This window comes from Amycolatopsis tucumanensis (assembly GCF_021654135.1).
Classification (GTDB): Bacteria; Actinomycetota; Actinomycetes; order Mycobacteriales; family Pseudonocardiaceae; genus Amycolatopsis_E; species Amycolatopsis_E tucumanensis.
Map to the genome: position 1 here is coordinate 1 of NZ_JAKGSD010000046.1, position 13,221 is coordinate 13,221.

Genomic DNA, 13,221 nt, shown 5'->3' on the forward strand with positions numbered 1-13,221 from the left:
TGGATCGGGGGCGGGGGAGGTCTGGTTGGGGTAGTCGGCTGCTTTGCGTTGCCGGCTTGCCGTTTTGTTTGTCAGTTCAACAGATCTTCGATTGTCGCTGTTGTCTCGGTGACTTCTCGCATTGCGGTTTCCAGCGCCGTTCCCCCTGGCCGGTGGCTCAGCACCACCACGACATACCGGTCCCCGGTTCCGACCACGCCGCTGGTGTGCGCGTCGACCCCACCACGGCCTGCCGCCCAGCCCTGTTTGATCGCCCACGGCCTGCCCGGTAGCGCGTCCGGGATGCCGAAGTACTGGTCGACCCCGTCAGCCGCCACCTGGTGCGCGTCCCGGAGCGGGTCGAGTATCAGTTGCCGCTCGCGGGACGGCATGGCCAGCACCGCCCGGTAGATCTTGACCACGTCATCGGCCGACAGGAGTGTGTCGCCCCAGCGGCCTGGGTCCGTGGGGGGCTCGGTGGCCGTCAGACCGAGCGAGGTCGCCGTGCGGCGGACGATGTCGGGGCCGCCGCCGGACTCCCACAGCTGGTTGGCGATCGCATCGTCGCTGTACGACAGCATTCTCGTCACCCGCGGGCTCGGCCGGTCGGGCGTCACGTGCCCGCGCTGCACCAGGTCGACCGCGATCAGCAGCTTCACCAGCGACGCCGACCGGTAACGCGTGTCGGCGCCCTCCTGGCGCAGCGGGCGGTTCTGCTTGCGGTCGTAGACGACAACGCTCGTCGCCGCGGAGTCGGCCGGTACCGGCTCGGCGGCGCTGCCGCGGAGGGCGAGCGCGGCGCCGAGGGCCAGTGCGATCACGACGACGGCGACGACGAGGACGACGATCGGGCCACGGCGGAGTGGCCTGGTCTGCACGGACATGGTGATCAGCCTCGGCCGCGGATGTCCCCGTCCCGTCGTCGTCGTGTCATGGTTTTGCTACAGAGTCGCGGGAGTTGGTGAAACGCCGCCATAATCGGCCGAGTGCCGACATTGCTGTTGATCGAGGACGACCCGGCGGTCCGGGAGGGACTGTGCCTTGGCCTGCGCCGGCACGGTCACGACGTCGAACCGGCCGCGGACGGGGAAGCCGGCCTGCGGCTGCTCGACGCCCGCCGCCCGGACCTCGTGCTGCTCGACCTGATGCTCCCCGGCATCGACGGGTTCGAGGTGTGCCGCCGCATCCGCGCCACCGGCCCGGTCCCGATCATCATGCTCACCGCCCGCGGCGACGACATCGACGTGGTCGGCGGGCTCGAAGCCGGCGCCGACGACTACGTGGTCAAACCCGTGCAACCCCGCGTCCTCGACGCGCGCATCAAGGCGGTCCTGCGCCGCGGCGGCGCGGCAGGCCAGGCCCGCGAACAACACGGCGCCCTCACCATCGACCGCGCCGCCTGCGAGGTCACCAAGAACGGTGAACCCGTCCACCTCACCCCCACCGAACTGCGGCTGCTGCTCGAACTGTCCCGCGTGCCCGGCCGCGTGCTCAGCCGCCAGCAACTGCTCGAACTGGTGTGGGAACACGACTACCTCGGCGACTCGCGGCTCGTCGACGCGTGCGTGCAGCGGCTGCGGGCGAAACTGGAAGACCAGCCCGCGGCGCCGGTGTACGTCCGCACCGTGCGCGGCTTCGGCTACCGGTTCGGTCCACTGTGATCAGACGGCTTCTCGCGCGGCTGCGCGGAATCCGGGCGCGGCTGGTGCTGATCATCAGTCTCGTCGCGGTGCTGGCGACCGTCGGCGCGACCGGCGCCAACTACGTCACCGCGCGGCGCACCGTGCTCGCCGCCACCCAGGACCAGGTGATGGCCAAGCTGCGCGACGACGTGGACGCCATCGCCCCCACCCTCCGGATGCCGCCCGACGTGGCGACCCTCAACCAGCTCGTGCGGTCGGTCCCGTCGGCCGCCGTCGCCCGCTACGGCTCCCTGTCCTCGGATGTCCGCGGGTCGATGGGGCTGGTGCCGCCCGAACTGGTGGCCCGCGTGGGCGCCGAGCAGCGGCTGATGTTCCAGCGCATCGACATCGGCAGGCCCGAACTCGTGGTCGGCATGCCCGTCATGACCGTCGACACCGGGTTCAACCGCGTCCCGTCCGGGCTGGAGGTGTACGGGTTGTTCTCGCTGAGCGCCGAACAACAGCAGATCAGCGAGTTCGCGCTCAACGGGTGGCGCACCGCGGCCGTCGCGGTGCCGCTGGCGGTAGTCCTGGCGTGGCTGGCCGCCGGCGCGGTGCTGCGACCGGTGCGCCGCCTGCGGGACGGCGCCCGCCAGCTCGCCCACGGCCGGCTGTCCACCCGCCTGCCCGAGCGCGGCGGGGACGAACTGGCCGAACTGGCGCGCACGTTCAACGAATCCGCCGCGAGCCTGGAGAAGTCGGTGGGGGAGCTGCGCCGCATGGAGGCCGACGCGCGCCGGTTCGTCGCCGACGTGTCGCACGAGCTGCGCACCCCGCTCGCCGCGATGACCGCCGTGACCGAAGTGCTCGACGAGGAGGGGGCGCGCCTGCAGGGCGACGCCGCCACGGCCACCCGGCTGGTGAGCGAGGAAACCCGCAAGCTGACCCGGCTCGTCGACGACCTCATCGAGATCTCCCGCTTCGACAACGGCCGTGCCCGCATGGACCGGCGCGAGGCCGACCTCGGCGAGCTGATCGCCGCGAGCCTGCGCACGCGGCAGTGGACCGAGCGCGTCGAGGCCGATCTGCCGCCCGGCATCATCGCCGCGGTGGACGCGCGGCGCTTCGACGTCATCGTGGCGAACCTGGTCGGCAACGCGCTGCGGCACGGCGAGCCGCCGGTGCGGGTGCGGCTGTCCGCGTCGGGCGCGGACGCCGTCGTCGAGGTCACCGACCACGGGCCGGGCCTGCCCGACGACGTGCTCCCGCACGTGTTCGCCCGGTTCTACAAGGCCGACACCGCGCGATCGCGGTCGGAGGGGAGCGGACTGGGGTTGTCCATCGCGGAGAAGAACGCCGGACTGCACGGCGGCACGATCGAGGCCGGCAACGACCCGGGCGGCGGCGCCCGGTTCGTGCTGCGGGTGCCGGGGCGGTGGTGACCGTGCGCTGGACCTGGCTGTTGCTCGTGCTGGTGCTCGCCGGCTGCGGGGTGCGCCCCACCGATCCGGTTTCCGCGGGCGATCCGCCGGTCGGGGCCGCGCCGGGGCCGATCCTGTTCTTCCTCAAGGCGGGCAAGCTCGCGCCCGTCGTCCGGCAGACCGGTCACCTCGGCACGGTGCCCGACGCGGTCACCCTCCTCCTGGCCGGGCCGAACCCGCAGGAGGCCGCCGCCGGTTACGCCACCATGCTCCCCGCCGGCGCGCTCGGCGCCTCGGTCGGGGCGCTGGACCAGGGGGTCGTCTCGGTGAGCCTCAGCGCGCCGCTGGAAACCCTGCCCGAACTGGCGAAGGACCAGATCGTGTGCACGGTGACCGCGGTGCACGCCCAGACCGGCGCGCGGGCGGCCAACCTGCTCGTGCGGCTGACCGGGCCGCCCAGCGCCACGCAGGTGGACGGCTACCCCACGGTCACCGCGCGACCCGAGACGCAAGCCCCCGCGCAGGGCCGGTCCTGTCCGCTGCTGCACTGAAGTTCAAACGCGACGGATGTGCAAGGTGTGTTACGACCGCCCGTTGCCGGGTACGAACTCGTAACCTGCCGGTTTCATCCCGGAGCGATCGGCGAAACCCGTCTGCCGAAGCATCGATCACGCCGATGTCCGGTTCGGGGAAGGGGATGCGCATGCGAGGCTTCAGGGCGAGGAAGGTGGCGGCGCCGCAGGTGTCCGCCGACGTCGGCTCCTGGCTGCCCCGGCGCAGCAGCCAGGCGGGTGACTGGCCGGTGGCCGATCTGGTCGCCGCCAAGGGGGACACGACGGTCAGCGTGGTGATCCCGGCCAGGGACGAGGAGGCGACGGTCGGCGACATCGTGCGCACGATCCGCCGCGACCTCGTCGAGCGCCACCAGCTGGTCGACGAGGTCATGGTCGTCGACTCGCGTTCGCAGGACGCGACCGCCCGGGTGGCCGCGGAAGCGGGCGCGACGGTGGTGGCCCAGGATTCGGTCCTGTCCGCCCTGCCCGGGCTGCAGGGCAAGGGGGAGGCCCTGTGGAAGGGGCTGGCGGCTTCCACCGGGGACATCGTCGTGTTCGTCGACGGCGATCTGTACGACTTCACCAGCGACTACGTGACCGGCCTGCTCGGCCCGCTGCTGACCGACGACTCCATCGCCTACGTCAAGGGCTTCTACCACCGGCCGCTGGTCGGGGCGGTGAGCACCGACGCCGACGGCGGCGGCCGCGTCACCGAGCTGGTTGCGCGCCCGCTGCTCAACCTCTACTGGCCCGAACTGGCCGGGTTCGTGCAGCCGCTGGCAGGCGAGTACGCCGGGCGGCGCGAGGTGCTGGAACGGGTGCCGTTCGTGGCGAACTACGGCGTCGAGGTCGGGCACCTGATCGACATCCTGGAGACCTACGGGCTGGACGCGCTCGCGCAGGTCGACCTCGGCAAACGCACCCACCGGCACCAGAACACGCAGGCGCTGGGGCGCATGTCCGGCCAGATCATGCTGACCGTGTTCGACCGGCTGGAACGCTACGGCCGCTTGGTCTCGGCCGAACCGCCCGCGACGATGCTCGCGCAGTTCCGCCGGGGCGAGTCCGGGCACGGTGTCGACCGCGAGCTGGTGGTCACCGACCTGGCGTGCGAGCAGCGCCCGCCGCTGGCGACGCTGCGCGCGGCGGACGGCTCGGGGCTGCGGGAGATCGCCTGACGCCTCACGTGGCGTCGTGGAAGACCAGGCCCAGGGTGTGGCGGATGCCGGTGCGGACGGTGCTCACACCGTGCCGCACCGGCGCCGCCGACCAGCCGCGGGTGGACCGCACCGGCCGGTCCCGCGTGGTGAAGATCAGCGCGTGGCCCTGCGGCAGCTGGGTCACCGTGCCGCGTGACTGCGCGCGCGGCCGCTGCTCGACCAGCAGGAACTCGCCACCGGTGTGGTCGGTGCCGGGCGCGTCGAGCCCGATCACCACCTGCAGCGGGAACACCAGCTCGCCGTAGAGGTCGCGGTGCAGCGCGTTCCAGTCGCCGGCGCCGTAGCGCAGCAAGATCGGCGTCGGGCGGACCTGGCCCGCCCGGTGGCACCGGTCGAGCCAGGTCTCCAGGTCGTCCGGCCACGGCGCGTCCCACCCCAGCTTCGCCGCCCAGTCCCGCGCGATCGGCAGCAGGTGCGGGTAGAACGCCGCGCGCAGGCGGGCGACCGGATCCGGCAGCGGGTAGGCGAAGTAGCGGTACTGGCCGGAACCGAACCGGAACCGCGCCATGTCGATCGTCGACCGGAAGCGGCCCACGTCGTCGTACAGCGCCGACAGCTCCCGGCACTTCCGCGCGCTCAGGAGCGGCGGGGTGAGGGCGCAGCCGGTGTCGTTCAGTTCTGCCGTGAGGGCGGGCCAGTCGAAGCCCGCGACGTCCGAGATCACCCCGCCCAGTCTGCGCGCCCGGACGGCCGCGGGCTGGCGGAAATCAGTCGGCGAGACCGCCGTACGCGATCACCTTCGTGATGCGCGCCCGGACCAGCAGCTCGCCGGGCACGGCGTTGCGCTTGCCGAACTCGTCCGCCCGGTCCTCGCCCATGTAGCGCGCGCCGATGCGGGTGGACCAGTGCAGCATCTCGTCCAGGTCCTCGTGCAGCGTCGCCTCGGCGGTGAACTGGACGAACGCGAACGGCGGCTCCTGGTCGTCCACGCACAGCGACAACCGCGGATCCCGCCGCAGCGCCCGCCCCTTCACCGACTCCGCGCCGGTGTTGAAGATCAGCTCGTCGGCGCCGTCGCCGGTGCCGACGACGAACCAGATGGGGGTCACGTGCGGGCTGCCGTCGGCGCGTGTGACGCCCAGCTTCCCGGTGCGCGTGCCGGTGGAGGCGAACTCCAGCCACTCGTCCCTGCTCAGTGCGTGCATGGGGCGACCTTAGCGACGTGGGATCATGACGGGCATGGCGAGCGACGCACCGACCGCCGACGAGGCCGTCCGCACCATGCTGCTGCTCCTGCCGCGGCTGGTCGGCCGCGCCAAGAAGCTGCCGGTGCCGGAGCGGCTGCGTGACTTCAACCTCGCCCCGCGGCACCTGTCGCTGCTGTCCTACCTGCTGTTCGACGGGCCGATGACGGTCAACGAGCTGGCCGCGCGGCTCGAAGTCGCGCCCACCACCGTCAGCCTGATGGTCGGCGACCTCAGCCGCCGCGGGATCCTCGACCGCACCGAGGACGAGAGCGACCGGCGCCGCACGATCGTCAGCATCGCCGCGACCTACCGCGCCGAGGTCGAGGGCTGGCTCGCCGCCGGCGCTCGCGCCTGGCGCACCGCCTTCGATCCGCTCACCCCCGAGCAGCGGCGCCTGGTGATCGACACGCTGCGCACCTACGAGCGTGAAGTCGAGCGGGAGCGGACCCCCTAGTAGTCTGGCGCGCTGTGCGTGACTCGGACCTGATCAGCGGGGGGCTGGTGGACGAGGGCCTGGCCCGGCGGCTCAAGGCGCTCGCCTGCACCGCGCCCCTGCACGACCTGGACGCGCGCAAGTCCAAGCTCGACTGGGCCGACGCCACGGTCTACCAGATGGCCGAGATCGCGTTGCACACGATCGACCTGGTCACCATCGCGATGGACTTCGACACCGGCGCCAACCACGACGACGTCGTCCGGCGCCTGCAGCCGTTCATCGCCGCGCAGGCCCCGCGCCGCCCGGCCGAGGAGCACCTGCGCGTCGCCCGCTGGGTGCTGGACAACCTGATCAACGTCGGCACCACCGACCGCGGATTCCGCCGCGTCTACGGCAGCCTCGACGCGAACGGCACCTACCGGCGCCGCGCGTTCGACTTCAAACTGCTCGTCGAGCTGGCCGCGCCCGACGGTGAGGTGTACCTGCGCGCCAGCGACGAGGCGATCAACGTGCTGGTCGGCGCGCTGGACACCGACGTGGAGTCCGCGCAGATCGCGGCCGAGGTCAAGCTGGAGAACCTGATCAGCCGCGGCCGCCTCGCCGACGCCAAGCTCGCCGCCGAGCAGGCCCGCTACCGCACCGTCCAGTACGGCGAGACGCTGCGCGCCAAACTGGACGCCACCCGCCGCGACGTGCGGGCGGTGGACTGGGACCGCGAGATGCCCGAGCTGCTGGACTCGGCGCTGACCCACATCGAGGCCCGCTTCCGCGCGGAGAACGCGATCCTCCGCAACATCACCGCGGCCCGCGACGAGGCCGAGGACGTCGACCACAAGCGCCGCGCCGCCGAGCTGGTGGACATCGTCAGCGACTGCATCAGCCGCCACACCCAGCTGCAGGCCCGGCTGCAGGCCGCCGGCGCGGTGTTCCGCGCCGAGCAGGACCGCCAGCAGTTCTCCGGCCCGCCGCAGCGCGCCACCGTCGACCTGTTCGGCCAGATCCTGATGCCCGCGCTGGAGCTGCCCATCGCCGACGCCGTCGTGCCGCTGGAGTCCTGGTTCCACGCGTCGGCGGGCCTGGTGGTGCCGACCGTGCCCGCGCTGCCGTCGCTGGTCTCGCTGCTGTTGCGGCCCGCGCCGGAGCGGGACAAGGTGGTCGGCGAGGTGCCGGAGCCGGAGCTCGTCCCACCGGAAAGCCTCGACCACTACAGTGACGAGCAGTGGCGGCGGGCCGACGAGCTGCTGGACCTGCCGGAGGTGCCGCGGCGGCTGTCCGGTGTGCTGGCCGAGGCCCGCGAGCTCGATCCGGAGCTGCCGCGTCTGGTGGCGCTGCGGGCGCTGCACTCCTACAGTCCCGAGGTGGGCGCCGCCGTCCGGCAGGGGGACGATCGGGCGCTGCTGGCCGTCGACGACGGCACGCTGCTGGAGGACCCTGAGTTCGGGGGAGCCGACCTGTTGCTGAGCACGGCCCGGCTGGAACGCGAGGAAGACGAAGAGGGGGCGGCATGACGCGTCCGGTCACCACCGGCGACGCCGAGAACGCGGCACGGCTGATCTCGTTCGGCATGCGGCCCAAGCACCTGCCCTCGCGCGATGTGGTCTACGCCGATCTCGTGCGCCGCTACGGCGAGGACAGCGCGTTCAAGCAGCTGACCAACTCGGTCGCCGCGGGGCTGGGCCTGATGGTGCTCGACGTGAGCCACCAGGCGGGCGCGGTGCTGGCCGCCACCGACGAGTCGGTGTTCGAGGTCAAAATGGACAGCTACGCGCGGCAGAGCAAGATCCGCGAGCGCCGCGACACCGAGAAGGTGCTGCACGGCCTCGTGCACCTCGCCACCGCGGCGCTGGGCTACCCGCGCCCGGACGACCTGGCCAACGACACCTACATCGGCCGGGTCAGCGTCGACCAGGTGGACGGCGTGGTGCGCGAGGCGTGCCGGATCCTCGACGAGCGCGCCGCGAAGGCCGAGGCCAACAACGACCCGCTGTCCGACTCGCCGGAGCTGGAACAGGCCTGGCGCGCCTACGCCCGCCGCCCCGAAGCCGCGGCGACCAAGGACGGCCGCCTGGCTTCGGACACCACGCGCGGCATGGTCTCCCGCGCGCTGCGGTTCCTGGCCGACCAGGGGTTCCTGGTGCAGGTCAGCGGCGAGCAGGGCGGCACCTACCGGACCACGCCGCGCTACCAGGTGCAGGTGCGGGAACTGGCCGCGGACAGCGCGTTCGAGGAGCTGCTGGCCCTCGGCGTGGTCGCGGTCTCCGACGGCGAGGGCACGCTGCGCCCGTCCATTTCGGACACTCTGTAGGGGGAGATCGGTGTACGAGCTTTCGCGGGTGCGCCTGCACTCCGTCGGCCCGGCGGGCGCGCGCTACCAGAACGTGCTGCTGGACTTCAGCGGCGTCGGCCCGCTGGTCAAGGCGCCGGCGCAGGACGCGTTGTTCACCGCCGGGATCCACTCCGCCGACGGCAGCCTGCCGCGGCGGCCGTCTCCGGCGAGCGTGCTGTTCCTGGAGAACGGCGGCGGCAAGTCCGTGCTGATCAAGCTGATCTTCTCGGTCATGCTGCCCGGGCGGCGCCAGGTGGTGGGCACCACCAGCACGCGCGTGCTGGAGAAGTTCGTGATGGCCAAGGACGTCGCGCACGTCGTCCTGGAGTGGCAGCACACCGAGACCGGGCAGCGGGTCATCACCGGCAAGGTGTCGGAGTGGCGCGGGCACGTGGTGTCCAACGACCCCGCGAACCTGGTCGACTCGTGGTACTGCTTCCGGCCCACCGCCGCGCTCGGACTGGAGTCGCTGCCGTTCACCGAGGACGGCCGCCTGCTGACCATGTCCGGGTTCGCCGAGCAGCTGGAGCGCGCGCACAAGGCCGAGCCGGAGCTGGAGCTGTTCACCACCCGCCGCCACCACGAGTGGACCGAGCGGCTGGACACCCTCGGCCTGGACACCGAGCTGTTCCGCTACCAGCGCGCGATGAACGCCGGCGAAGGTGAGGCGGCCGACGCGTTCGCGTTCACCTCCGACGAGGCGTTCGTCGAGTTCCTGCTGCGCGCGGTGATCCCCGAGGACGACCCGAAGGACCTGGCCGAGGTCGTGCAGACCTACGCGCACAACCTCGGGCAGCGCGGCGAGCTGATGTCCGAGCGCGACTTCGTGGCCGGGGCGCTGGACCTGCTCACGCCGCTCACCGAGGAGGAGTCGCTCGCCGCCGCGTCCCGCAAGCTCGCCGCGGTCGCGCGCGAGGAGGCCCGCGCGCTCGCCGGATCGGTGATCGCGCGGCACCAGCTGGAGGCCGAGCGCCTCGACGGGTTGAAGTCCTATGTGGACGAGACGCGGGACGCGGAGAAACTGGCCGAGGGCGACTGCCGCCGCCGCAACGCCGTCGTCACCGAGCTGCGCCGCGTGGTCGGGGAGATGCGCCTGGCCGACGCGACCGCGCAGAAGACGCGGATCGACGAGGAGCTGGCGAAGGCCCGCGAGGCCGCGGCCGCGTGGCGCGAGACCGGCACCGTTCTGGCTCACGTCAACGCCGCGCGCAAGGCGACCGACATCCGCAAGCTCGTCGGCGACCGCGAGCAGAGCGCGAAACCGGCCCTGGAAGCCAAGAACGCGGCCGCCACCGCGCTCGCCCGCGGCCTGCTCGCGCTGGCGCGGGAGGCCGAGGAGCAGGCGCAGGCCGCCGAGGCCCGCGCCGAGACCGCCCGCACCGCCGCCGCGGCCGCGCAGGACCAGCGGGACGCGGCCACCGCCACCGCCGCCGGGCACCGCGCCGAACTGGGACAGCTGACCCGCCGCATCGAGGAGGTGCGCGCGCAGGTGCAGCAGGCCGTCCGCGACGGGCTGCTCAGCGACGGCACCCAGGTCGCCGCCGCCGCGCAGGAGGCCCGCACCCGCGGCGAGAACGCGACCACCGAGCTGGCCGCGCGGGAGAGCGAACTCGAAGGCGTCGCCGAGGACCACGCCCAGGCGCAGGCCGCTCTGCACGCCGCGCAACAGCGGGCCGCGACCGCGCGGTCCCGGGCCGCGCACGCTGCCGAGGAGCTGGCCAAGGCGCACCGGCGGTCGGACAGCCTCGCCGCGCACCCGCGGCTGCTGGAGCTGCTCGGCGGCGACAACGTCCAGCTGGAGACCGACACGCCCGCGCTGCTGACCCGGCTGCGCGAGGCGCGCGCCACCGCCGAACGTGAGCAGACCGCCCTGCGCATGGAGGAGTCGGTGGACGAGCGGGCGCTGGCGGCGCTCGGCTCCGGCGGGCTGCTGCCCGCGCCGCCGGAGGTCCAGTCCGTTTTGGACGTTCTGGAGGCGGCGGGGATCACCGCGTGGTCGGGCTGGCGCTATCTGTCCACGATGGACGCCGCGGGCCGCGAGCGGGTGCTGCGGGACCTGCCGCACCTGCTCGGCGGGGTGCTCGTCAACGACGCCGCGCAGCTGGACCGCGCGCGGCAGGTGCTTGCCGACGCCAAGCTCCTGCCGAGCGTGGTGCTGCCGGTCGGCACCACGCAGGCGGTGCGGGCCGAGGGCGCGGCGCCCGGCGTGGACTTCCTGATCCCGCCCAACCCCGCGATGTACGACGAGGAGGCGGCCGACACCGAGCGCCAGGCCATCGCCGCCCGGCACGCCCGCCGCCAGAAGCAGCTCGAAGCGCTCACCGAAGCGATCGGCGACGACGCCGCGCTGGAGTGGAAGCTCACCACGTGGCGCGAGGACTACCCGCCCGGCGCGCTGGCCACCCTCGCTGAGGAGGCCGAGGCTGCGGCCACCGAGCAGACCGAGGCCGAAGCCGCGGTGGTCGCCCAGGAACGCGCCCTGGCCGATCTGGCCGCGCGCCGCACCCGGCTGCGGGAGGCGATCCCGGCCCTGCGTGCCGAGGCGCGCGGCAGCGAGGAACGCGCCCGCAAGCTGGCCGAGCTGGCCGAGCGCGTCGCGTTGATTCCACAGTGGACCGAGACGGTCGAGCGCGCGCAGGAGATCGTCACGCGCGCCGAGGCCGAGGCCGAGCAGGCGACGTCGCGCGCGGCCCGGCTGCGCGAGGAAGCGGCCGAGGAGCAGCGCACCGCCGACGGCCACCGCCGCACGGTCACCCACGCCCGCGCCGAGCTGGCCGAGGTGCCGGGCGGGGGATCGGTGTCCGAGGACGAGCCGGTGCCGAGCGAACCGGTCGACGCGCTGCGCCGGGCGTTCGCCGTGGCCAGCGACGCCTACGCCCGCGTCGAGGTCGGCAGCGACCTGCGGGCGGAGCTGGACCAGGCGGAAAGCGCCGAGTCCACGGCGCGGGCGGCGCTGGAGGCGCTGGAGCCGGCGGTGCGGGAGCAGGCCGCGCGCCTGCTGGAGACCCCGGACGGGTCGGACGCCGCGACCCGTGCCGCTGCCCTGGCGCGTGCCGGCCGCACGGTGTCCGCGCTGGAGGCCGAGCACAGCGAGGCGATCGGCCTGGTCGCGACCTGCAAGGCCGAGCTGGACCAGCTGCCGAAGCAGAACGCCTCACTGGAGACCCGGCCGCGCGACGTCGAGCACGGCCGCGAGCTGATCGACGAGGCGGTCGAGGAGGCGTCGGCCGCGGCCCGCGCGCTGGAGGAAGCGCAGGCGCGGCGCGCGGAGGCCGAGCGCACGCTGGAGGCGGCCACCGCGTCGGCGGCCGGGTTCAAGATGCTCGCCGAGTCGATGGCGCACCTGGCCCCCGAGGGCGAGCCGGAGACCGTGTTCGACGGCGACGTGGAAGCCGCGCAGGCCCGCTACCGCAAGCTGAACACGACGCTGACCGACGCCGAGGCGGCCGTCGACAGCGCGGAGAAGCGGGTGCGGGCGGCGGCGGACGCGCTCGCCCAGTACGCGACCGACAAGCGGTTCGAGAAGCTGACCAGCCCGGTGCGGCAGCAGATCGTGTCGGTGCGCCGGGACAGCCTGCCGGCGCACGCGCGGGAGTGGTCGGCCGCGCTGAAGCCGCGGCTGCGCACGCTGACCGACGACCTGGCGCAGATCGACCGGCACCGGTCCGGGATCGTCGCGCGGCTGCAGGGCATGGTCGAGGGCGCGCTGCGGATGCTGCGGTCCGCGCAACGGCTGTCGCGGCTGCCGGAGGGGCTCGGCGGCTGGTCCGGGCAGGAGTTCCTGCGGATCCGGTTCGGCGACCCCGAGGAGCCGCAGCTGTCGGAGGCGCTCGGGCAGGTCGTCGACGAGGCGGCGGTCGGCAAGACCAGCGACGGCCGCGACGTCAAGCGCGACGGGATGTCGCTGGTGCTGCGCGGCGTGCGGGCCGCGGTGCCCAAGGGGTTCCGGGTGGACATCCTCAAGCCGGACTCGGTGCTGCGCACAGAACGCCAGCGGGTGTCGGAGATCCGCGACGTGTTCTCCGGCGGGCAGCAGCTCACCGCGGCGATCATCCTGTACTGCACGCTGGCCGCGCTGCGGGCCAACAACCGCGGGCTGGTGCGCAACCGGCACTCCGGCGTGTTGTTCCTGGACAACCCGATCGGCCGCGCGTCCGCCGGGTACCTGCTGGAGCTGCAGCGGGTCGTCGCGGAGGCGCTCGGGGTGCAGCTGATCTACACGACGGGCCTGTTCGACGCCGGCGCGCTGTCCGAGTTCCCGCTGATCGTCCGGCTGCGCAACGATGCGGACCTCCGGGCGGGCCGCAAGTACCTCTCGGTCGACGCGACGATCCGCAACCACCTCGACGACCTGGGCGAACCGGACGGCACAGCGCGCATCTCGGCGACGCGGCTGTTCAGCAAGCCAGGGGAGCAAACCCCCGCCTGACGCGAGTCCCACGCTCCCGCGCGAGTTCCACGTTCGCGGGCGCGAGT

11 protein-coding genes are annotated in these 13,221 nt (G+C 73.2%); 8 read left to right on the forward strand and 3 right to left on the reverse strand.

Annotated elements, in window-relative coordinates; genetic code table 11:
* Positions 1-71 precede the first annotated feature (71 nt).
* The gene (locus L2C96_RS33070; RefSeq protein WP_237338988.1) at positions 72-863 is read right to left on the reverse strand and encodes a serine hydrolase; all 792 of its coding nucleotides are present in this window, start codon (positions 861-863) and stop codon (positions 72-74) included.
* Between the two features lie 102 nt (positions 864-965).
* Between L2C96_RS33070 and L2C96_RS33075 the strand changes: the two genes are divergently transcribed.
* The 4 genes from L2C96_RS33075 to L2C96_RS33090 all read left to right on the forward strand — a co-directional run bounded on the left by L2C96_RS33075 (position 966) and on the right by L2C96_RS33090 (position 4,754).
* On the forward strand, positions 966-1,640 hold the full coding sequence (locus tag L2C96_RS33075; protein ID WP_237338989.1) for a response regulator: 675 nt from the start codon (positions 966-968) through the stop codon (positions 1,638-1,640).
* Positions 1,637-3,043: an ATP-binding protein gene (locus L2C96_RS33080; RefSeq protein WP_237338990.1), complete on the forward strand. Its 1,407-nt coding sequence runs from the start codon at positions 1,637-1,639 to the stop codon at positions 3,041-3,043. The genes L2C96_RS33075 and L2C96_RS33080 overlap by 4 nt, the downstream gene beginning before the upstream one ends.
* Entirely contained in the window at positions 3,037-3,573 is a 537-nt protein-coding gene (locus L2C96_RS33085; protein WP_237338991.1) for a GerMN domain-containing protein, read from the forward strand. The genes L2C96_RS33080 and L2C96_RS33085 overlap by 7 nt, the downstream gene beginning before the upstream one ends.
* Positions 3,574-3,725: 152 nt before the next feature.
* A complete protein-coding gene (locus L2C96_RS33090; RefSeq protein ID WP_051123659.1) occupies positions 3,726-4,754 on the forward strand; it encodes a glucosyl-3-phosphoglycerate synthase in 1,029 nt (342 codons plus the stop codon).
* 4 nt (positions 4,755-4,758) lie between these two features.
* Here L2C96_RS33090 and L2C96_RS33095 read toward each other — a convergent pair whose 3' ends face one another.
* Both L2C96_RS33095 and L2C96_RS33100 read right to left on the reverse strand, forming a co-directional pair.
* The gene (locus L2C96_RS33095) at positions 4,759-5,460 is read right to left on the reverse strand and encodes a 2OG-Fe(II) oxygenase (protein WP_237338992.1); all 702 of its coding nucleotides are present in this window, start codon (positions 5,458-5,460) and stop codon (positions 4,759-4,761) included.
* 43 nt (positions 5,461-5,503) lie between these two features.
* A complete protein-coding gene (locus L2C96_RS33100) occupies positions 5,504-5,941 on the reverse strand; it encodes a PPOX class F420-dependent oxidoreductase (protein ID WP_020422326.1) in 438 nt (145 codons plus the stop codon).
* A 34-nt stretch (positions 5,942-5,975) separates the two neighbouring features.
* Between L2C96_RS33100 and L2C96_RS33105 the strand changes: the two genes are divergently transcribed.
* The 4 genes from L2C96_RS33105 to L2C96_RS33120 are packed head-to-tail and all read left to right on the forward strand — an operon-like array spanning position 5,976 to position 13,174.
* The gene (locus tag L2C96_RS33105) at positions 5,976-6,437 is read left to right on the forward strand and encodes a MarR family winged helix-turn-helix transcriptional regulator (RefSeq protein WP_237338993.1); all 462 of its coding nucleotides are present in this window, start codon (positions 5,976-5,978) and stop codon (positions 6,435-6,437) included.
* A gap of 14 nt (positions 6,438-6,451) precedes the next feature.
* A complete protein-coding gene (locus L2C96_RS33110; RefSeq protein WP_237338994.1) occupies positions 6,452-7,927 on the forward strand; it encodes a hypothetical protein in 1,476 nt (491 codons plus the stop codon).
* A complete protein-coding gene (locus L2C96_RS33115; protein ID WP_020422323.1) occupies positions 7,924-8,724 on the forward strand; it encodes a hypothetical protein in 801 nt (266 codons plus the stop codon). The genes L2C96_RS33110 and L2C96_RS33115 overlap by 4 nt, the downstream gene beginning before the upstream one ends.
* Positions 8,725-8,734: 10 nt before the next feature.
* Positions 8,735-13,174 carry a hypothetical protein gene (locus L2C96_RS33120; RefSeq protein WP_237338995.1) on the forward strand — a complete coding sequence of 1,480 codons (4,440 nt, stop codon included), beginning with the start codon at positions 8,735-8,737 and terminating at the stop codon, positions 13,172-13,174.
* Positions 13,175-13,221: the final 47 nt, after the last annotated feature.

Coding starts and splice junctions, on each gene's coding strand:
- L2C96_RS33115 (WP_020422323.1), top strand. CDS start 7,924: ATGACGCGTCCGGTCACCACCGGCGACGCCGAGAACGCGGCACGGCTG.
- L2C96_RS33090 (WP_051123659.1), top strand. CDS start 3,726: ATGCGAGGCTTCAGGGCGAGGAAGGTGGCGGCGCCGCAGGTGTCCGCC.
- L2C96_RS33070 (WP_237338988.1), bottom strand. CDS start 863: ATGTCCGTGCAGACCAGGCCACTCCGCCGTGGCCCGATCGTCGTCCTC.
- L2C96_RS33100 (WP_020422326.1), bottom strand. CDS start 5,941: ATGCACGCACTGAGCAGGGACGAGTGGCTGGAGTTCGCCTCCACCGGC.
- L2C96_RS33105 (WP_237338993.1), top strand. CDS start 5,976: ATGGCGAGCGACGCACCGACCGCCGACGAGGCCGTCCGCACCATGCTG.